Annotated in this window: 17 protein-coding genes; 11 read left to right on the plus strand and 6 right to left on the minus strand. The window is 68.2% G+C overall.

Translation table 11 applies throughout. From position 1 onward, the window contains the following. Window positions 1-423: 423 nt before the first annotated feature. From IEZ11_RS09580 to IEZ11_RS09590, 3 genes are all read right to left on the minus strand, one after another. Window positions 424-1,887 carry an MFS transporter gene (locus tag IEZ11_RS09580; protein ID WP_189262184.1) on the minus strand — a complete coding sequence of 488 codons (1,464 nt, stop codon included), beginning with the start codon at window positions 1,885-1,887 and terminating at the stop codon, window positions 424-426. A gap of 273 nt (window positions 1,888-2,160) precedes the next feature. Next, window positions 2,161-2,463, minus strand: a complete 303-nt coding sequence (locus IEZ11_RS09585; protein ID WP_189262185.1) for a hypothetical protein — start codon at window positions 2,461-2,463, stop codon at window positions 2,161-2,163. 524 nt (window positions 2,464-2,987) lie between these two features. Next, window positions 2,988-3,962, minus strand: a complete 975-nt coding sequence (locus tag IEZ11_RS09590; protein ID WP_189262186.1) for a LacI family DNA-binding transcriptional regulator — start codon at window positions 3,960-3,962, stop codon at window positions 2,988-2,990. A 316-nt stretch (window positions 3,963-4,278) separates the two neighbouring features. Here IEZ11_RS09590 and IEZ11_RS09595 point away from each other — a divergent pair, with 316 nt between their 5' ends. Next, window positions 4,279-5,469, plus strand: coding sequence for a family 1 glycosylhydrolase (locus IEZ11_RS09595; RefSeq protein WP_189262187.1), 1,191 nt, complete (start codon window positions 4,279-4,281; stop codon window positions 5,467-5,469). Window positions 5,470-5,553: 84 nt separating this feature from the next. Beyond that, window positions 5,554-7,824, plus strand: coding sequence for a glycoside hydrolase family 3 C-terminal domain-containing protein (locus tag IEZ11_RS09600; protein ID WP_229712916.1), 2,271 nt, complete (start codon window positions 5,554-5,556; stop codon window positions 7,822-7,824). 139 nt (window positions 7,825-7,963) lie between these two features. Here the strand turns inward: IEZ11_RS09600 and IEZ11_RS09605 are convergent, their stop codons facing one another. Beyond that, window positions 7,964-8,605, minus strand: a complete 642-nt coding sequence (locus IEZ11_RS09605; RefSeq protein ID WP_189262188.1) for a TetR/AcrR family transcriptional regulator — start codon at window positions 8,603-8,605, stop codon at window positions 7,964-7,966. A gap of 196 nt (window positions 8,606-8,801) precedes the next feature. Here IEZ11_RS09605 and IEZ11_RS09610 point away from each other — a divergent pair, with 196 nt between their 5' ends. The 9 genes from IEZ11_RS09610 to IEZ11_RS09650 all read left to right on the plus strand — a co-directional run bounded on the left by IEZ11_RS09610 (window position 8,802) and on the right by IEZ11_RS09650 (window position 18,298). Continuing rightward, window positions 8,802-10,295: an MFS transporter gene (locus tag IEZ11_RS09610; RefSeq protein ID WP_189262189.1), complete on the plus strand. Its 1,494-nt coding sequence runs from the start codon at window positions 8,802-8,804 to the stop codon at window positions 10,293-10,295. A 126-nt stretch (window positions 10,296-10,421) separates the two neighbouring features. Further along, window positions 10,422-10,622 carry a ferredoxin gene (locus IEZ11_RS09615; protein ID WP_189262190.1) on the plus strand — a complete coding sequence of 67 codons (201 nt, stop codon included), beginning with the start codon at window positions 10,422-10,424 and terminating at the stop codon, window positions 10,620-10,622. Continuing rightward, complete coding sequence (locus tag IEZ11_RS09620; RefSeq protein ID WP_189262191.1) at window positions 10,619-11,809, plus strand: NAD(P)/FAD-dependent oxidoreductase; 1,191 nt, start codon at window positions 10,619-10,621, stop codon at window positions 11,807-11,809. The genes IEZ11_RS09615 and IEZ11_RS09620 overlap by 4 nt, the downstream gene beginning before the upstream one ends. A gap of 19 nt (window positions 11,810-11,828) precedes the next feature. Next, window positions 11,829-13,055: a cytochrome P450 gene (locus IEZ11_RS09625; RefSeq protein WP_189262192.1), complete on the plus strand. Its 1,227-nt coding sequence runs from the start codon at window positions 11,829-11,831 to the stop codon at window positions 13,053-13,055. Between the two features lie 114 nt (window positions 13,056-13,169). Continuing rightward, window positions 13,170-13,940: an SDR family NAD(P)-dependent oxidoreductase gene (locus tag IEZ11_RS09630; protein ID WP_189262193.1), complete on the plus strand. Its 771-nt coding sequence runs from the start codon at window positions 13,170-13,172 to the stop codon at window positions 13,938-13,940. Between the two features lie 215 nt (window positions 13,941-14,155). Beyond that, entirely contained in the window at window positions 14,156-16,597 is a 2,442-nt protein-coding gene (locus IEZ11_RS09635; RefSeq protein ID WP_189262194.1) for a glycoside hydrolase family 2 TIM barrel-domain containing protein, read from the plus strand. A gap of 240 nt (window positions 16,598-16,837) precedes the next feature. Then, window positions 16,838-16,975, plus strand: a complete 138-nt coding sequence (locus tag IEZ11_RS09640; protein ID WP_189262195.1) for a hypothetical protein — start codon at window positions 16,838-16,840, stop codon at window positions 16,973-16,975. 295 nt (window positions 16,976-17,270) lie between these two features. Next, the gene (locus IEZ11_RS09645) at window positions 17,271-17,582 is read left to right on the plus strand and encodes a transposase (protein WP_189262196.1); all 312 of its coding nucleotides are present in this window, start codon (window positions 17,271-17,273) and stop codon (window positions 17,580-17,582) included. Further along, the gene (locus IEZ11_RS09650; protein ID WP_189262197.1) at window positions 17,579-18,298 is read left to right on the plus strand and encodes an IS3 family transposase; all 720 of its coding nucleotides are present in this window, start codon (window positions 17,579-17,581) and stop codon (window positions 18,296-18,298) included. The genes IEZ11_RS09645 and IEZ11_RS09650 overlap by 4 nt, the downstream gene beginning before the upstream one ends. Here the strand turns inward: IEZ11_RS09650 and IEZ11_RS09655 are convergent. Then, window positions 18,276-20,351: a recombinase family protein gene (locus IEZ11_RS09655; RefSeq protein WP_189262198.1), complete on the minus strand. Its 2,076-nt coding sequence runs from the start codon at window positions 20,349-20,351 to the stop codon at window positions 18,276-18,278. The two genes, IEZ11_RS09650 and IEZ11_RS09655, sit on opposite strands and share 23 nt — an antisense overlap. A gap of 33 nt (window positions 20,352-20,384) precedes the next feature. Then, window positions 20,385-20,698 (minus strand): hypothetical protein (locus IEZ11_RS50665; RefSeq protein ID WP_229712917.1); only part of this gene is annotated, 314 nt, incomplete at its 5' end.

Consider the following 20,698-nt stretch of genomic DNA (forward strand, 5'->3'; position numbering starts at 1 on the left):
GGCGACCGGGACTGTGCGGATGCCAAGGCCGGCCCGCAGCGGGGCAGCAGAGCGGCCGACCCCACAGCCAGGGTGCGAGTGCGCCCCCCTCCACCGGGTAGCGAGGGGCGACCTCAAGCCCCAGGCCGACGGCGTCGGACAGTTCGCCGAAGCCGTAGCCCGCGGTCGGTTCCTCTTGGAACCCCCGGGCAGGCAACTCATTGCCGACCTCCACGGAATCCAGCGGGAAGTGCCCGGCCATGGGGCAGGCGGGCCATGACGCGACCGGGTAACAGGTCGGCTGCTGACCATCGGGCGGAATCGACGCCACCCCGAAGTGCTCGGTGAGAACGGCGATCTTGCGTGGGTCGTCCGGGTGAACCGCAGTACGGTCGAACGGCTCTGCCGTTCGACCGTACTGGGATTGCGGGGAGCGGGAAGTGGTCAGGCGGCCTGGCCTGCCTCGACCGTGTCGATCCGACGAGCCTTGGGGATGGCGGCCACCAGCAGCGTGCCGACCAGGCAGGTCCCGGCCACCAGCCAGAAGGCGCTGCTGTAGCTGGCGTTGGAGTAGAACTGCGTCCCTTGGGCGACGGTGCCGTGCTGGGTCATGACCGAGAAGACGAGCTGGGTGATCACGACCTGCATCACACCCTGCACCAGCCACTGCGAGCCGTTGGCCAGGGCCTGCTCCTCCGGTGTCACGAACTGGATGATCATGATCGGCATGGCGGCCACGATCAGGCCCATGCCCGGCCCGCTGAGCAGACCGAGAACCAGGAAGGCCCCTACGGAGTCGTGCACTTGGGAGGCGAAGACGTAGGCAGACACGGCGAGGACGCCACCGATGGCCAGTAGGATCCTGGTGTCGAACTTCTTGGCGAGCTTGCCGGTGAGGATCGCGAAGATGATGACCAACGCGCTCAGCGGCGCACCGACCACGGCGTTCTTCGTGACCGACCACCCGAGTCCGTCAGAGACGTGCGGGATGGCGGGCATCAGGGCCAGCAGCTGGATCGCCGTGCCCACCGCGTAGACCGAACCCGCCGTGATCGAGGTCGCGAGGACGACACTCCACAAGCGGTCCCGCTTGATCATGGCCAGGGGAATCAGCGGCTGGGCCACCCGTGCCTCGTAGAAGAAGAAGACGATGAGCGCCACAAGACCGATGGCGAATCCCCCGAGAGCCTTGCCGCTCGTCCACCCCCACTGCGAGCCCTCGCCGATGGTGTACACGGCGACCGTCAGCCCGCCTCCGAGCAGCAGGCCGCCGATGTAGTCGATGCGGTGGCCGGCCTCGCGCACGGGGCTCTCCGGGACGCACAGCAGCAGAAGCGCCAGGCACCCGGCGGTGGAGGCGGCGATGAACCACAGCGCTGCGCGGAAGCCGTGGTCGTCGATCAGCCAGGCGGACAGGAACGGGCCACCCAGGCCGACCAGGCCCGCGCTGGCGGCGAGCACACCGCTCGCGGTGCCGACCACACGTGGCGGGAAGACGTCCCGGACCATCGAGAAACAGAGGGCGGCGGTCGGGACGTAGGCGCCGGCCAGCACGCGTCCCACCAGCAGCATGTCGTAGTTCGTCGCGGAGGCCGCGATCACATCGCCGACCAGCCCGGCGATCGTGATGATGACGATCATCCGCTTCTTGCCGTGGACAGTGGCGAACTTCATGATGAACGGCGTCAGGAAGACGCTGATCAGCTGGGGACCCTGGGTGAACCAGGCGATCTGTGTGGTGTGGAAGTGGATCGCGATGTCCGCCTGGGCGTTGCCGGCGAGCAACCCCGTGATGGCGGTGAGCGCGGTGGTCCACAGCAGGGCGACGAGCGTGAGTGCCTGGCGCGGGGTGAATCGGCTGACGTCGGCTTTCACCGGCGTGACCGTGGATTCTTCGGTGGCGGACATGGACTGCCCTTTCGGAGGGTGATCAGGGACGTGGTGGACGGGCTGACGTCGTGATGGGCAGTGCTCGGCGGGTTGCCCCCAGTTGGCCGTAACAGCTCTTCGGCGAGAGGGGGGGCCGAGCCGTCGGCCCGTCGGTGAGGGTTTCAAGTGGCGCGAAACGATGGGTGGTTGCGGCTGCGTCGTAGTCCGCGCCGATACCTCGTCCGCTGGAGCGGTCGGCTTCGCCTCCCGAATCCCTGCTGGGTTCTCGACGGAGGCTGGTTTTGGGGCTTCTCATGTCGTGCGGCGTGTGCCGACATCGGTGGTGACGTTGAGTTGCTGATGCGCGTCACTGACGCGCATCAGCAGGAAACAGGACACGGTCTGCGCCAGCAAGACACCTGGATGTAACAAATCGATAACCGGCCCGTCGGAGGGCGGAGCACAGCACTGTGCTAGCCCGGTCGACTGCCTGAGCGTCAGGGATGATGCCGACTGCTGGTTGCCGGGCGGCGCCGGGGCGCGCGAGTGCTGTCGGAGTGTCCTGGCCAGGGGGTTCAGCTCATAGCCTTCGTGCGCGTTGTCCGTCTTGGCCAAGGTCGTGTTCGCGTGTCCGGCGGGACGACGGGTAGGCCGGAAGGGGCGGGCGCGAGGCGTCTCCAGACGCCAATGGAGGAGACCTTCAGAGCCGTCGGCTCATGGGCCGTGGCGGGCTTCTTCATGCTGCGGCGGATTCATGCGGTCACGGTGGTCGCACTGCTGCAGACGTGGCAGCGGGCCACGTTGTGACCGATGCCGGCGCCGCGAGTGGCGCACTGCGACGGCTCACCGGGACCGATCGGGTCCGCGGCGCGGGCCATGAGGGGCCGGGCGCTCAAGGGCCAATGCGGCTGCCGGCATGTCTGCTGTGTAGAGGCGTCTCCGGTGCTCGCGGATCAGTGGCATCCGGCGCGCGGGCCACGGACCGGCCGGAGCGACCGCGACCTGCTCCCGACGCCGGGCTCGGCCGAAGTGCTGGCGTCCGTCGTTCCGGCTCGTACAGAACCTCGTTGCACCGAGTCGTTTCGGCCCCTTCGGCCGGATCGGGCAGTGTGGTGGGTCCGGGTGCCGCTGCGGTCGGCTCAGCTGGAGTCCCTCACCACCAGACGTACGCTGCTGACCGGCAGCATCTCGTCGAACTTCCGGTGATGCAGGCCGGCTGCCACGGCCTCCGCGCGCTGTCTGCCCGCCTCGTGCAGGTCGACGTAGACCGTGGACAGTGCGGGCTGCGCGAAGCGGGCCACGGGGATGTCGTCGGCGCCTACGACCGCGAGGTCGCCGGGTGCGTTCAGGCCGATCCGCTGCATGGCCGCGAGCAGGCCGATGGCGTACTCGTCGTTGTACGAGCAGACCGCCGTGATGCCCTGCTCGACCCATCTCGCTGCCAGTCGGGAGAGCGGATCGATCTCCATGGCGGCGACACGACTGTCGGGAGGGGTGAGGCCCGTTCGGGCGCAGGCGTCGGCCACCCCGTGCAGACGGTCCTCGGCCATGCTTGCGAACGTGTGTTCCACGGGCGACAGGTAGCCGATGCGGCGGTGTCCTCGCTCGATGAGGTGCGCTGCCTGGGCGTGTCCCAGCATGGTCATCGTGGAGGACTGTCCGGTTGTCGGAAGTACGACGACTGCCCCCGCGCTGTGCAGAGCCTGGACGGTCTGCTCGTCGAACGAGCGGAAACCGAGCACTGCGGAAGCTCCCACCGCCGCGCACACGTCGGTGAGGGTCCTGCCGTGTGTACTCATCAGGTGGGTGACGAGGGTGAGGCCGTGCTCGGCCAGCGCGCCGGCCAATTCCTCGACGTATCGGCCGAGGCTGGGGCCCATGGGCAGATCGGCGAGGGACAGGAGAACCACGTCGGTGTGGCCGGCCGCCAGTGCGCGTGCGCCGGCGTGGGGGCGGTAGTGCAGCCGCTCTGCGGCATCCATGACGCGTCGCCGTGTCTCTTCCGGGATGACCTGCCCCGGTCTGTTGTTGAGAACGTAGCTCACGGTCGTACGTGAGACGCCGGCCTCGCGCGCGACGTCGGCACTGGTGGTCCGCTTCAGAGAGCGTGTCATGATCCCCGCACCGTCCGGGCCGCGAGTGTTCTCCGATGGAGACCGCGGCGAGAGCTCAACCGTCTGTCCGCCGTACCTCAGGGCAGCTCACAAGATGATACGTGCGGTGCCGCACCGTCACGGACGCGCGTCATTCTGTGCGGTACCGGCTGGTGCAGACATCCCGGCGCCGTTACCCAGTCGTGATATTCGAGCGACTTGTAGGTGTCGAGAGAACGGAGTTTAACTACTGATGCGCGTCAGTGACGCGCATCAGTAACATAGTGTTGTCGTCATCGCCGCAGTCCGCCCACCTTCGAGACGAGGCGCAGAGCCAATGAGCCATAACCCGGACGCGTTCCTCTGGGGAGCCTCCACCTCCCCCCACCAGGTGGAGGGAAACAACGTCAACAGCGACTGGTGGGTGCGGGAGCAGAACGTGGCCCGTGTGGAGCGCAGCGGCGACGCCCTCGACAGTTACCACCGCTACGAGGAGGACATGCGGCTGCTCGCCGGGGCTGGGCTGAACGCCTACCGCTTCGGAGTCGAGTGGGCACGGATCGAACCCGCTCCCGGGCACTTCTCGACGGCGGAACTGGCGCACTACCGGGGGATGATCGACACGGCCCTCGAGTACGGTCTGACGCCTGTGGTGACCCTGCACCACTTCACCCACCCGCGGTGGTTCGCGGAGGAGGGCGGCTGGCTGGGGTCCCAGGGAGTCTCGCGCTACCTCGCATACGTGCGCAGGGTGACGGGGATCCTCCAAGACGTTCCCTGGGTCTGCACGATCAACGAGCCGAACATGCTGGCTCATATGGTGCACATGAGCCGTGCCGTCCAGTCGGGGGAGTGGCCCACCCCCACGGTCGAAGGCGAGCACGGTGTCCCGGCCCTGCCCGACCCCGACCCGGAGGTCGGCCGTTTGCTGGGCGAGGCCCATCAGGCCGCCAGAGCAATCCTCAAGGGAAACACCGATGCCGCCGTGGGCTGGACGGTCTCCTGTCAGGCCCTGACCGCGACGCCCGGTAACGAGGCCAAGCTGCGTGAGGTGCGCTACGTCCGTGAGGACCTCTATCTGGAGTATGCGCGGGAGGACGACTTCATCGGTGTCCAGGCCTACTCCAGCCAGGCCGTCGACGCCAACGGCGTGGTGCCGCACCCGCAGGGGCCGGACACCACGCTGACGGGGAACGCCTATCGGCCCGACGCGCTGGGCATAGCCGTACGGCACGCCTGGGAGACGACGGGCGGGGTTCCCGTCCTCGTGACCGAGAACGGCATCGCCACCGCGGACGACAACAGGCGCATCGCCTACACCGACACAGCTCTCCAGCATCTGTTCGCTGCGATCGACGACGGGATCGATGTCCGCGGTTACCTCCACTGGAGCGCGCTGGACAACTTCGAGTGGGGCCACTGGCGCCCGACCTTCGGCCTCATAGCCGTCGACCGGGAGACCTTCGTCCGCCTGCCCAAGGCGAGCCTGTACTGGCTCGGTGAGACCGCACGCCGGGGACGGCCCTGACCGCCGGTGCACTCCGGGCCCCCGTTCCGGTGAGCCTGGAGTGTGCCTGGAACCACGAAACGACTGATCGGAAGGAAGTACCACGTGCAAGCGCACACCGACCTGTCCGCCACCATCGCCGCACTCACGTTGCAGGAGAAGGCGTCCCTGCTGTCCGGCCACGGAGGCTGGGAGACCGCGGCTATCGAGCACGCGGCCGTGGCCTCCGTGCTGCTGACCGACGGTCCCCACGGCGTGCGGCGGATCCGGCCCGAGGCCAGGGAGTTCAGTTTCGAGGCGAGTCTGCCAGCCACGTGCTTCCCCACCGCGGCCGCGCTCGGCTCGTCCTGGGACGAGGAACTGCTCTTCCGGGTCGGCGAGGCGCTCGGTGACGAGAGCCGGGCCGCCGGTGTGGGCGTGCTTCTGGGGCCGGGCATGAACATCAAGCGCTCGCCGCTGTGCGGCCGCAACTTCGAGTACCTCTCAGAGGATCCGGCGTTGACCGGACGTCTGGCCGCGGCCCTGGTCCGAGGGATCCAGAGTCGTGGGGTCGGGGCGTCGCTCAAGCACTTCGCGGCCAATAACCAGGAGACGGACCGGATGAGGGTGAGCGCCGAAGTCGATGAGCGCACCCTCCGTGAGATCTATCTGGCCGGCTTCGAATACGCGGTGAAGAACGCGCAGCCGTGGACCGTGATGGCCGCCTACAACCGCATCAACGGAGTGCACGCCGCGGAGAACCCATGGCTGCTGACCGAGGTGCTGCGCGGTGAATGGGGCTTCGACGGTCTCGTGGTGTCCGACTGGGGAGCGGTCGTCGACCCGTTGGCCGCGGTGTCGGCCGGGCTCGACCTGCAGATGCCCGGCAGCAATGACGCGACCACGGCGCGGCTCGTGCACGCGGTGGAACAGGGGGAGCTGGAGGAGGCCGTACTCGACCGGGCGGTAGGCCGTGTGCTCCGGCTGGCCCAGCGAGTCGCAGCCGGCGAGGACCGACCGGACGCGGATCTGGAGGCGCACCACATGCTGGCCCGGACCGCTGCCGTCGAGTCGGCGGTGCTGCTGAAGAACGAAGGGGCGATCCTGCCTCTCGCTCCGGGCGCGACCATGACGCTGGCGGTCATCGGCGAGTTCGCACGCACCCCGCGGTTCCAGGGCGCCGGAAGCTCCAAGGTGAACGCGGCTCGTGTGGACAACGCCCTCGACGCCCTCGGCGCGGTGGCGGGTGACGACGTGAAGATGACGTTCTCGCCCGGGTTCTCGCTGACCGGGCAGGAGGACGAGGACGCGGTTCTGCTGTCCGTGGCGGTGTCCGACGCCCGGGCCGCGGATGTGGCGGTGCTGTTCCTGGGCCTGCCCGAGGGAGAGGAGTCGGAGGGATTCGACCGTGCCGACATCGACCTGCCCCAGTCCCAGGTCCGTGTTCTCGAAGCGGTCGCCGAGGTCAATCCCAACGTGGTGGTCGTGCTCTGCAACGGCGGTGTGCTCCGTACCTCCACCTGGGACGGGCACGCCCGCGCGGTCCTCGAGGTGTGGCTGAGCGGCCAGGCGGGCGGTGGTGCTGTGGCGGACCTGCTCTTCGGCGAAGCGAACCCCGGCGGACGGCTCGCCGAGACCATTCCGGTACGGATCCAGGACACCCCCGCCTACCTCGACTTCCCCGGCTCGGACAGCTCCGTTTCCTACGGCGAGCGCCTCTACGTCGGATACCGCCACTACGACGCGCGGGAGACGGAGGTCGGATACCCCTTCGGGCACGGTCTGTCCTACACCAGCTTCGCCTACTCCGGCCTGCGGGCGTCGGTGGCGGGTGAGGGCGCCGATACGGCCGTGCTCGTGGAGGTCACCGTGACCAACACCGGCTCACGGGCCGGCAAGGAAGTGGTGCAGGTCTACGTCGGTGATCAAGAGGCATCGGTCGACCGGCCGGTTCGGGAACTCAAGGCGTTCGCCAAGGTGCTGCTGCAGCCCGGCGAGTCGGTCCCCGTCCGGTTCACGCTGCACGCGCGGGACTTCTCCTTCTACAGCCCCCATCTGCGTCAGTGGGTGCTGGAAAGCGGTGACTTCGACCTGTCCGTCGGCGCGTCCTCGCGTGACCTGCGGCTGACCACCGTCGTGTCCCTCGCGGCTCCGGCGCTGTCGGCCCCGCTCACCGGGGACTCCACGGTGGGGGAGTGGGTCGGCCACCCGGTCGGGGGCCCGCTCTTCCGGAAGGCGCTGAGTGAGACGAGGACCTCGATGGCCAGCGATCCGACGATCCTGCGCATGGTCGAGTCCCTGCCCCTGAACCGGTTGGTCCTCATGACGGGGGGCGTGCTTCCCACGGACCTGGTCGACCGGCTGCTCGGTCAGGTGGCCGACGGCACTTCGTCCTAGTCGTCCCGGAGGGCACGCAGCCGTCCTTCACGAAGCGGCTGGTAGGGCTGCGTAGCTGCTGACGGGACCCCGGGGCGCGTACTTCGCATCAGAGCGAGGTGCGCGCCCCTTTTTCGATCCGACAGCTGCCCTTTCGCCTTCATGTGGCGGGCGCGGCCCACAGGCCGACGATGGCATCGGTCAGACCAACGGTCATGTCGTGCCAGGTGGGCCAGGACAGAGGAGTCCCGTCGGCGAGGGCACGTTCACGTTCAACGCACATCTGGATGATCAGGTGCCGCGCCATGATGCCTCGGTTGGTGATGACGGCGGGCGGCAGGCCCGGCAGACAACTCTTCAGGCCGGTCACCAACCGCTGCAGTGACGGGGACACGAACGCTTCGTCGGCCGCGATCTGGTAGAGCGCCGGGTCCGCGAGCAACTGCGCATTGAAGCGGGCGTACCAGGTCGGGCTGCCCAAGGTCTCCAGATGCTCGGTGACGGGACGGACAAGGCAGCTCACCAAGTCCCGGAGCTCGATGGAGCCTTGTGAGTGTCCGATCAGCCGACTGCGGATCTCTTCGATCTGTTCGGCGTGTTTGCGGGCGATGGCGCGTACCAGTTCGGTCTTGGTGCCGAAGTGGTAGTTCACTGCCGCCGTATTGCCCTGCCCCGCCGCGACGCCGATCTGACGGTTGGAGACGGCGTGCACGCCATGCTCGGCGAAAAGCTGCTCCGCGGCGGTCAGGATCGCCTCGCGGGTCGCCTCCACCTTCTCCGCCCGTACCGTTCTGCCGGCCATGTTCCTCACGCTCCGGGGCTCCGTGCTCTTCCTGCGCCGATCAGCCCCTTCTTGTCGTCACAGGGCTCGACAGCACCCTGCGGGTGGGCGCCGGTGCCGCTTGACCGCAGGATGCCTCTCTGGCTAAATTAAATCACCGAGGTTAATTAAAAGTCGAGAACCTCAGCCCGCGCCTGCTCAGACGGAGGCCTGCTCCATGTCCGACACCCCTGCTCAGTCCGCCGACGCCGGGAGTACTGTCGCGCCGCGGTCGAACGCCGTCGTGGCGGTGCTGGCCTTCGCCGGGATCGTGGTCTCGCTCATGCAGACCCTGGTCATCCCGCTGGTTCCGGAGCTCCCCAAGCTGCTGAACGCATCGGCTTCCGACACGGCCTGGGCCGTCACCGCCACCCTGCTCGCCTCCGCCGTCGCGACTCCCGTCGTCGGGCGTCTCGGCGACATGTACGGCAAGCGGCGCCTGCTGCTGGTGAGCCTGGCGCTGCTGACAGCCGGTTCCGTGACCTGCGCGCTGGCCGGCTCCCTCGAACCAATGATCATCGGCCGTGTCCTGCAGGGACTCTCCGCCGGCGTGATCCCGCTGGGCATCAGCATCATGCGTGACGAGCTCCCGGCCGAGAGGCTCCCCTCCGCCACAGCGGTGATGAGCGCCTCCCTGGGCGTGGGCGGCGCCCTCGGTCTGCCGGCCTCCGCCCTCATCGCCGACAACCTGGACTGGCACGCCCTGTTCTGGGTCTCCACAGTCTTCGGTGCCGTCGCCACCATTCTCGTACTGATCATGGTTCCGGAGTCCCCCGCGCGCACGGGAGGCCGTTTCGACCTCGTCGGCGCACTCGGGCTCTCGACCGCCCTGGTGTCCCTGCTGCTCGCGGTGTCGAAGGGCGCCGACTGGGGCTGGGGCAGCGGTACGACGCTCGGTTCGTTCGCCGTCGGAGTCGTCCTTCTGCTTGTCTGGGGCGTCTACCAGCTCCGCACGAGCCATGCCCTCGTCGACCTCCGGGTAGCGGCGCGCCGACAGGTGCTGCTCACCAACCTCGCGTCCCTGTCGTTCGGTTTCTCGATGTTCGCGATGTCCCTGGTCATCCCGCAGTTGCTGCAGCTGCCCGCGGCCACCGGCTACGGTCTGGGCAAGTCCCTGCTCGTCTCCGGCCTGGTGCTTGCACCTCAGGGGCTGGTGATGATGGCCGTGGCGCCGGTGTCCGCCAGGATCTCCCGGGCCCGGGGACCGAAGGTGACGCTCATGCTCGGCGCCCTGACGGTGGCGGTGGGCTACGCCCTCAACACCGTGATGATGTCCCAGATATGGCAGCTCGTGGTCATCTCGTGTGTCATCGGTGCCGGTGTCGGCCTGGCCTACGGCGCCATGCCCGCCCTCGTCATGGGCGCGGTGCCCGTGACCGAGACCGCGGCGGCCAACAGCCTCAACACATTGATGCGTGCGATCGGTACGTCGACTTCGAGCGCGGTCACCGGCGTGGTGCTGGCCCACATGACCATCACGTTGGGGCCGGTTTCACTGCCCTCGGAGAACGGCTTCCGCACCGTCATGGTCGTCGGCTGCGCGGCCGCGCTGCTCGCGCTGTCCATCGCCTCCTTCATCCCGCGGCAGGAGCCTCTCGCCGCCGACCACCACACGGACCATGGCTCCGGCGAGCCTGCCGCGGTGCCGAGTGCGACGGATGCCAAGGCGTAACGCCGAGACGACCGTCAGGCCCGGTGGGCCCGCCGGGCTCCCGCGCGGGCCGCACCCTCAGTGACCTATTCGTTCACTGTCCGTCTTTCTGCCTCCTTCCCCCACTCCGAACATGAGGAGCAAGAAATGAAAATCACCGTCGACGAAGACAAGTGCTGCGGCGCCGGTCAGTGCGTACTGCTGGCCCCCGAGGTCTTCGACCAGCGGGACGACGACGGGATCGTGGTGCTTCTGGATGCCGCACCTGCTGCGGGACACCACGCTGCCGTGCGCGAGTCCGCGGCGGTCTGCCCGGCGGCCGCCATTGTGCTGAGCGAGGACGCGTGACCCAGGTCGGGAGCGTCCTCGTCGTAGGCGCCTCCGCCGCCGGGTTGGCAACGGCCGAGGCACTGCGACGCAAGGGCTATCAGGGAGCGCTCACCGTGATCGGCGGTGAATTCCACCCGCCCTACGACCGACCGCCCCTGTCCAAGCAGGTCCTGGCCGGCGAGTGGGTTCCGGAACGCGCTCAACTGCGTACTGCGGACCAACTGGCCGCACTGGACGCGGAGATCGTTCTGCAGGACCCGGCCCGCTCACTGGACACCGCCGCGCGGACCGTCCGGACCGCCTCAGGGCGTGCGGTCCGCGCCGACGCGGTCGTCATCGCCACGGGGCTGCGTTCCCGCGCGTTCCCGGGACAGCAGTCGCTCGAAGGCGTCCACACGCTGCGTTCCCTGGACGATGCCCTGGCCCTGCGATCGGCATTGCAGTCCGCCGATCGAACCGTGGTCATCGGCGACGGGGTACTCGGCGCGGAGATCGCCGCGACCGCACGGGGCATGGGCGTCGACGTAACGCTCGTAGGCATGCTGACAGCCCCCATGGTCGGTCTGCTGGGGTCCCGGATGGCCGCTCGGCTCGCCCAGCTCCATACCGACCGGGGCGTGCACATGGAGTTCGGCGTGGCCGTCGAGTTCCTGCAGGAGGAGCGGGGCAGGGTCACCGCGGTCGGGCTCGCCGACGGAAGGGTGTTGCCCGCCCGGACGGTCGTCGTCGCGATCGGCTCCGTCCCCGCCACCGACTGGCTGACGGACAGCGGGCTGACGGTTGCCGACGGCGTGGTGTGCGACGCGTTCTGCCAGGCCGCCGACGGTGTCTACGCGGTCGGTGACGTCGCCCGCTGGCATCACCGGGGTCTCGGGAAGTTCGTGCGGTGGGAGAACCGCACCAACGCCAACGAGCAGGCCGCCGCCGTCGCGGCCAACATCCTGGGGGAGAACCGGCCCTACACCCCCGTGCCCTACATGTGGACCGACCAGTTCGACGCCAAGATCCAGGCCCACGGTCTGCTGGGCGAGGACGCCGACGTCCAGGTCGTGGAGGGCAGTGAGGAAGACGGGCGTTTCGTGGCGCTGTACCGCCGGGACGGACACATGACCGGTGTCCTGGGCTGGAACATGCCCAAGCAGGCTCGTCTGCACCGCGCCGCCGTCGTCGACCACTACACCGCCCAGGCCGCCCTGCATGCCTGACCCGAGGGGAAGTATCGAGATGACCGACACCACGCCTACTCACGCACCGACGGCGGAGCACGCCCCCGACTTCCCGATGAAGCGCGCCCAGGGATGTCCTTTCGACCCGCCCCCGTCCCTGCTGGCCCTTCGTGAGCAGGGCCCGCTCGTCAAGGTCCGGCTCTTCGACGGCAGTACTCCCTGGCTGCTCACCCGGCACGCCGACCAGAAGTCGGTGCTGGCCGACTCCCGGTTCAGCGCCGACATCAACCAGCCCGGCTATCCCAAGCAGGCACCCGTGAAGGGCCGCGTCCGGCTCAGTCTGCCCGGCATGGACGACCCCGAGCACGCGCAACTGCGCCGCATGATCAGCGGTGCCTTCTCCCTCAAGCGGGTGGAGGCGATGAGGCCCGCGGTCCAGCAACTCGTGGACGGCTTCATCGACGACATGCTGGCCGGCCCCAACCCGGTGGACCTGGTCGAGGCGCTCGCTCTGCCAGTGCCCTCACTGGTGATCTGTGAGTTGCTCGGCGTCCCCTACGAGGACCATGACTTCTTCCAGGTCAACAGCAAGACCATGATTCTGAAGTCGTCGACCCTCGATGAACGGCAGGCCGCCCACCAGAGCCTGATCGAATACCTGAACGGACTGCTCGGCAAGAAGCTCGACACACCTGAGGACGACCTCCTCTCCGGCCTGGCCGAGCGGGTCAGGAACGGCGAGCTGCCTCGCCAGGAGGCCGCCGAACTCGGTGTCCTGCTGCTGCTCGGCGGCCACGAGACGACGTCCAACATGATCGCCCTGGGCACGCTGCTCCTCCTGCAGCACCCCGAGCAACTGGAGCGGCTCCGCACCACCGAGGACCCGCAGCTGATCGTCTCCGCGGTGGAGGAACTGCTGCGCTACCTGACGATCACCCACACCGGGCGGCGCAGGGTGGCTCTGGAGGACGTCGAGATCGCGGGCGGGATCATCCGGGCCGGCGAGGGCGTGATCGCGCCCAGCGATGCCGCCAACCGCGACCCCGAAGCCTTCCCCGACCCCGATCGACTGGACATCGAGCGCTCCGCACGGCACCACCAGGCGTTCGGCGCCGGCACGCACCACTGTCTGGGCCAGCCCCTGGCCCGCCTGGAGCTGCAGGTCGTCTACGGCACCCTCTACCGACGCATTCCCACCCTGCGGCTGGCGACGGATCTGGAGAAGGTCCCGTTCAAGCACGACGGCTTCATCTACGGCGTGCACGAACTGCCCGTCACCTGGTGACCATGCCGGCACGGCACAACGAAACACCGCTCCCGAACCGCGCGGTGGTCTGACGAGCAGTCGCAAGCCAGTCGCTTCGCCGTACCACGAGAACCAAGAAACAAGGAGTACCCGATGCCCAGTACGACAGGACTGGCAGGACTCAGCGTCATCGTCACCGGAGCAGGCGGCGGTATCGGACGTGCCACTGCACTGAAGTTCGCTCAGGAGGGCGCGCGCGTCGTCGTCGTGGATCTCAACGAGGAGGGGGCGACCGCAACCGGAAAGGAGATCGAGAACCAGGGCGGCACCGGCCTCGTCGTCGTCGGTGACCTGAGCGACCAGCGTGTGGTCGATGATCTCGTCGGCCGCACCGTCCTGGCGTTCGGCGGGGTGGACGTGCTGGTGAACAACGCCGGCATCATGGACCGCATGTCAGCGCTCGGTGAGACCGATGACGCCGAGTGGGAGCGGGTCATCCGCATCAACCTGACGGCACCGTTCCTGCTGACCCGGGCGGTCCTGCCGTACATGCTGGATGTGGGGCGCGGCTCCATGGTCTTCACCGCCTCGGAGGCCGCTCTGCGGGGCAGCGCCGCCGGAGCCGCCTACACCGCCTCCAAGCACGGGATCGTCGGACTGGTGAAGAACCTGGCCGTCATGTACCGCAAGCAGGGCATTCGCGCCAACGCCATCGCTCCCGGACCCACGACGACCAGCATCCACGTCGATGCCCGGAAGGACGCCCACGGTCCGGCCGTCATCAGGGAGTTCATGCCGGCCAACCTCGGCCGGAAGGGCAGCGCCGAGGAACAGGCGGACGCCATCGTCTTCCTCGCCTCCGATGCCGCCAGTTTCGTGAACGGAGCCGTTCTGCCCGTCGACGACGGCTGGGCGGCTGTCTGACCCTGAAGCCCTGCCCGCTGTCGTCTCACCACTCGATGACAGCGGGCAGGGCTGTGCAGTGTCCTCTCATCCGCGCCTGACCGCGTTGAGACTATTCATTACTTGATTTCGTTGGGGTGTGGCGCCGGTCATGTGACCGGTCGGCCGTGGTAACCGCGTTGTGCCGACTGTGTGCACTACCCCTATGAAGTGAGCCGACATTCCATGGAGCCCGCATGATCCGCACATCCTTCAACGACGGCTGGCAGGTTCGGCCCAAGGTCAACCCCTTCGCCGAACTCTCCGGCCGGGTCGTTCCGTTCCGGCCGGTGAGACTGCCGCACGACGCGATGATCGAGCAGCGGCGCACGTCCCCCGGCGGCGAAGTCACCATGGAGACGGCCGGTGGTGCCTACTTCCCCGGTGGTGTCTTCGAGTACCGCAAGACGTTCCTGGTCCCGGAGGAGTTCCGAGGCAAGCGGATCTTCGTGGAGTTCGAGGGTGTGTACCGCGACGCGACGGTGTACATCAACGGTGACTATGCCGGCCAACGGCCTTACGGCTACTCGCACTTCCGGATCGACGCCGACCGCTTCCTGCGCTTCGGCGAGGAGAACGTGATCCGTGTCGAGGCCCGGGCCCACCAGGACTCCCGCTGGTACACGGGAGCGGGTATCTACCGCGACACCTGGCTGCTCGTCGGAGAGGTCGTCCGGATCGCCCCCGACAGCCTCCGCGTCACCACCCCCGACATCGACGGCTCACGAGCCGTCGTCGAGGTCGCGACGGACGTGGTCAACGATTCGATCGAGGTGCGCACTCTCCCCGTCGCCACGGAGATCCTGGATGCCGCCGGTACTGTCGTCGCCGGCGACGTCTCGAAGGTCACGGTGCTGCCGGGCGAATCGGCGACGGTCAGGCAGCGCCTCTACGTTTCTTCGCCTGCGTTGTGGAGCACCGCGTCGCCCACCCTTTACGACTGCCGCGTGACCTTGGGGGACGTGGACGAAGAAGCGGTGACCTTCGGTATGCGGACGCTGCAGCTGGACCCCCAGCACGGGCTGCGCGTGAACGGGGAAACGGTGAACCTGCGCGGCGCCTGCGTTCACCACGACAACGGCGTTCTGGGCGCGGCCACGTACGCCCGGGCCGAGGAACGCCGGGTCGAGATTCTGAAGGAGGCCGGATTCAACGCGATCCGCATCTCCCATCAGCCGATGAGCAAGGCCATGCTCGACGCCTGCGACCGTGTCGGCATGCTCGTCGTGGACGAGGCGTTCGACGTGTGGATCTCCGGCAAGACCGAGTTCGACTACAGCCTCAACTTCCCCGAGTGGTGGGAGCGCGACATCGAGGCGATGGTCGCCAAGGACATGAACCACCCCAGCGTCATCATGTACTCGATCGGCAACGAGATCCCGGAGACGGGCTCGCCCTTCGGCGCCGCCTGGGGGCGCAGGCTCGCCGAGAAGGTCCGCGCCCTGGACCCGACACGCTATGTCACCAACGCCGTGAACGGCCTGCTCGCCGTCATGTCCGAACTCGGCAGTCTGCGGCAGCAGAGGCTGGAGCAGGCGGCGAAGCAAGGCGCCGGCATCAACACCCTGATGGCCGACGCAGGCGACGCGATGGGCGCCATCAACTCCTCGCAGTTGGTCACCGAGCGCACCGAGGAGTCCTTCGCCCTTCTCGACGTGGCCGGAATGAACTACGCCGAAGCGCGCTACGCCCTGGACCGCGACCTCTTCCCGAACCGGATCATTCTCGGTACCGAGACCTACCCGACCCGCATCGACGGTATCTGGGCGATGGTCGAGCAGTACGGCCATGTGATCGGTGACTTCACCTGGACCGGTTGGGACTACCTCGGCGAGGTCGGAATCGGGCGGCCCCAGTACGCCACCGAGGACGGGCGACGCCACGCCCACAACGCGCCCTATCCCTACCTGGTGGCGGGCTGCGGTGACATCGACATCACCGGTCACCGCAGGCCCGCCTCGTACTACCGCGAGATTGTCTACGGTCTGAGAGCCGAACCGTACATCGCGGTCCGACGGCCCGAGCACCACGGCAGGACCTGGGCCGGTTCGCCGTGGGCGTGGAGCGACACCGTCTCCAGTTGGACGTGGCCCGGCTTCGAGGGCGCCCCGGTCACGGTCGACGTCTACAGCGACGCCGACGAGGTCGAGCTCATCAGCAACGGGACCTCGCTCGGACGACGTCCCGCCGGAGCACAACACCGTTTCCGCACCGACTTCGAGACCGTCTATACCCCCGGTGACCTGGTCGCCGTCGCCTACCGGGACGGCGTGGAGACCGGCCGTACGAACCTCCGGTCCGCCGAGGGGCCCGTACGGCTGACCGTCCAGGCCGACCGGGAGGTCGTGGCCGCGAAAGGCGGTGACCTGGTCCACGTCGACCTGACCCTCACAGATGCTCACGGCACCTGCCACACCGGTGCCGACCGGGTGGTGAGCCTGGAAGTCTCCGGTCCGGCAGAACTCGTCGGCTTCGGCAGCGCGGCCCCGTCCACCGAAGAGCAGTTCGACGGCACGGAGCACACCACATACGAGGGACGTGCGCTCGCGGTGCTGTGCGCCACTGGTCCCGGGAAGATCCACCTGACCGCCTCCGCTCTCGGATGCGAGCCGGTGGAGATCATCGTCACCGCAGAATAAACGCAGCGACAGCGAGCCGGCACGGTCCTACCGGCTCGCTGTCGACGTACGGCCCGCGCTGGTGTCGCGTCTCTTTGGTCTTGCGGCGAGAGGACGCAACGATCGAAAGTGGTTCTCTGGACTGCGAGGGCACCGAAGCCGATTCGGGTGTATTTCGTGTGCAGACTTCCGGCGACTTGGCTGGTTGCCCGCTCACAGAGTTTTGGCCGGTCGGGAAGCGGCTGGGTCACTCTGTGCGACATGGACGGCTCCGCAGTCTCGGCCGACCTGAGGGTGCGGCCGTTGCCCAGGGGAGACGGCTCTGTCGCATGGGCCCTGTTCGACGGGACAGCGACCGGAGCGGTGTTCTGGGTGCGGGCCGGGCAGGTGTGGCACTGAGCCTTGGTGGTCCAGGCAAAGCCATCGTTCCGGCGATGTTGACGGGTGGGGTTACCCCTGATCGGCCTGGAGACGGCGACCCGGTGATCATGGGCGGCTTGCTCCAGGTGGACCAGGGAGGTGTAGCCGCTGTCGACCAGGTGCTCGTGCGGCAACGACTCGCGCCGCGACAAGCGGGTGTGGATGCCGGGCAGGACCTGACTGTTGTGGATGGTGGCCACTGAGCTGAACCGGATTTTGTAGCGGTCCTGAAGCCAGGCATGCCCGCCTCGGCAGATGGAAGAACACACGTCCGATGCCTGCACCACGGAAGTGCCCCGACGAACTGCGTGAGCGAGCTGTCCGCGAAGTCCAGACCTCCGGCCGTCCCGTCGCTCATGTCGCGAAGGACCTGGGCATCCACAAGGAGGCCCTGCGCGGCTGGGTCCGCCAGGCCGAGGCGGACAAGAGCGACCGACCCGATCTGCTGACCACCGCCGAGCGGACCGAGCTGACCCAACTCCGCAAGGAAATAGCTGAGTTGCGGCGGGCGAACGAGATCCTCAAAGTCGCCCCGGTGTTTTTCGCGAAGGAGCTCGACCAGCCCCGCACGAGGCTGACGCGGTGATCAACCACCTCCGCGACGGCTTCGGGGTCGAGCCCGTATGCCGGGAACTGGACCTGTCGGTCTCGGCATACAACGCTCGCCGCCGGCGCCCGAAGTCCGCCCGGCGACAGCGCGACGAACAGCTCATCGAACACGTCCACCGCATCCATGATGCGTCCGGCGAGACCTATGGAGCCCGGCGCATCCACCGCCAGCTGCGGCGCGAGGGCATCATCACGGCTCGCTGCACCATCGAGCGCCTGATGCGCGAGGACGGCCTGGAAGGCGTGATCCGCGGGCAACGGCGCCGCACCACGATCCCCGAGCCGTCCGCACCCCGGCCGCCCGATCTGGTCAACCGGCGCTTCACGGCGAGTCGGCCGAACCAGCTATGGGTCGCCGACCTCACCTATATCCGCACCTGGTCAGGCTGGGCCCATGTCGCCTTCGTCCTGGACGTGTACTCGCGGATGATCGTCGGGTGGCAGCTCGCCACCCACCTGCGCACCGATCTCCCGCTGGACGCACTGGAGATGGCCCTGTGGCGGCAAGGCATCAAGAAGGGCTCGGGTCTGATTCATCACAGCGACCGCGGCTCGCAATACGTGTCAATTCGCTACGGTGAGCGGCTGATCGAGGTCGGCGCGACCGCCTCGGTCGGCTCCGTCGCCGACAGCTACGTCAAGCGCTTGTCATCACACTGCACCTCTTCTCCTATCGAGTTCGTTTGCGGATAGTTGTCGCTGGTGGGCGGCGTCGGTCGAGGCGGATGCCTTGCTGGACGCGGGGTGGGTTCGGGCCGGGATGGGGGTAGAGGCAGGCGTTCTTGTCGTTGTACTTCTCGCCTTCCAGGAGTCCGGCCCGGTGCCATTTCCAGACAGTGGGAACGCTGACGTCGAGGAGGTCGGCGAGTTCGTACGCGGTCAGCAGGCCGCGGGCTCGCAGCCGGTCGTAGCGGCTGGTGAGGTGGTAGTCCTCGCGGATCTCACGGACCAGGAGCCGGTGGAAGGCGAGTCCCTTGCCGCTGGTCAGGCCGCGTTGGTTGAGGAGGCCGGCGATCTCGGCGTCGGTGTGGTCCTCCTCCAGCAGGATGTCGATGGCGGCCACGACGGGCTTCGGGGTCCGCCACCGTTCCCCGCCGATGAGGGGAAGGGGCAGGTCGAGGGTGTGGTGGGGGCCGGCAAAGAGCCGGACCCGGACGGTCATCCGGTCGGCCCGGATGAGGGTGACGTCCGTGATCAACAGGCGGGCGATGCGCTTGCGTTCACGCATCGGGGTGGCGGGGTCGTGCCAGAGACGGTGCACGTCGCCGGCGAGGTGGGCCAGCTTGTCCCGCAGAGCCTGGGTGACGGGTTCGGCCTCGATGCGGGCGTGTTCGACGTCCTTGCGGGCGGCGGCCACCTCGCGCAGGGCGGCGTTCCAGTCCGCCTCCAGAGTGTCGGCGACCAGCCGGTTGTCCGGATCGACCGCGAGATAGCGGCGTTTTGCCAGGTCGGCGCGGTGCTGGGCACGTTCCAGGTGGGTGTGACGCAGCCGGTCGGCCTCGGCGGCCCGGGCGGCGAGGCGGTCGGTGACCGTGAGCGCGGCCTCGATGGCCAGCGGGGTCAGCTCGTTGAGCAACAGGGTGGTGACGGCCTCTTCGACCGGAGGACCAGGGATGCGTTCGCAGACGCGGCCGCCGTTCTGGATGGCGTGGGTCATGCACCGGTACTCGGAGACCTCGACGCCTTGTCGGTGGTGGTAGGCGATGGTCATGCGCCTCCCGCAGCGGCCGCAGATCACCAGGCCCTGCAGCAGCGCCGGGCCTTCCCTGGGGGCGGTCGCGGTCCGCTCCAGGCCGCGGGAGGCGGCCTGGGCGGCGAGGGCCTGCTGGTTGGTCTCCCAGCGGGCGATGGACACATAACCCTCGTGGTGATCTTCGATGAGGGTGTCCCACTGCTCACGCGGCAGCATCCGAATGTGGATCTTCCCGTCCCCACTGTGCTCGACCTTGCGCCGTCCGTAACAGAACGCCCCTGCATAGAGCGGGTTGTGGAGCAGGTTGAGGACCTGCCAGTGTTTGAGCGGACCCCAGATCAACTCGCCCTTGCGTGGCCCGGTGCGGATCCTCGAGGGGAAGGCGAGGTGTTCGGCGGCGAAGGTCTTGACGACCTGGCGGGCCGAGCCGGTGGCCGTGAAGACGTCCAGGACGCGGGCGACGACGCCCCGCACCGCGGCATCGGGGTCCTTGACGATCCGGTCGGCGAAGTCGTGGACATAGCCGACGGGCAGGCCCTGTTTCAGCTCGCCGCGGCGGGCCTTGGCCAGCTGCCCGCCCCGCAACCGGGCGCCGATCAGGTGGAGTTCGGCCTCGGACATGGTGCCCTTCATGCCCAGGACGAGCCGGTCGTTGAAGGTCCGCGGATCGTAGAGTCCGTCTTCGTCCAGGATCAGTGTCCCGGACAGCGCACAGATCTCCAGCAGCCGGTGCCAGTCGGTGTTGTTCCGGGCCAGGCGGGACACCTCCAGGCCGAGCACGATCCCGGCATGGCCCATGGAGACCTCGGCGACCAGGTACTGGAAGCCGTCCCGGCCTGCCGTCGAGGCCCCGGAGCGGCCCTGGTCAGAATCGATCACGACAATCCGGGACTCCTCCCAGCCCAGGGCGACGGCCCGGCCGCGCAGGGCGTACTGGCGCTGGGTGGACTCGCTGTTGTTGACGACCTGCTTCAGGGAGGACTGGCGCACATAGAGGTACGCGTCGCGCCGCAGATGGTCGGCCGTGACCTTCCCGCTGTGTTCGATGCTCATCTGGTCCTCCTCGTCGGATCGTGGGGGCGCACCTCAGCCGCTGCGGCAGCCTCCGGCTGCCGTCCATGCCATGACCGCCAGCACCTCCACCAACTCGTCCGCCACGGTGTTCGCCGCCGGCGAGGCCGGTGGCCGGCTTCCCGCCCGACGCGGCGAGAGCAAGGGGATGGATACGACCGCACGGATCCATGCGGCCATGCCGGAACGGGCCAGCACTGCCCAGCCATGCCGTGACCCCCGGTCGATCCCTCCCAGGACCGCGGCCCGCAGGTCCTCATACCACCGGGCGACCTCCACCCCGTCCACCGCCTGATCAGCGGTGATCGGGAACCTCCGCAGAGCGCGGC

Source organism: Streptomyces fuscichromogenes (genome assembly GCF_014645815.1).
GTDB lineage: Bacteria > Actinomycetota > Actinomycetes > Streptomycetales > Streptomycetaceae > Streptomyces > Streptomyces fuscichromogenes.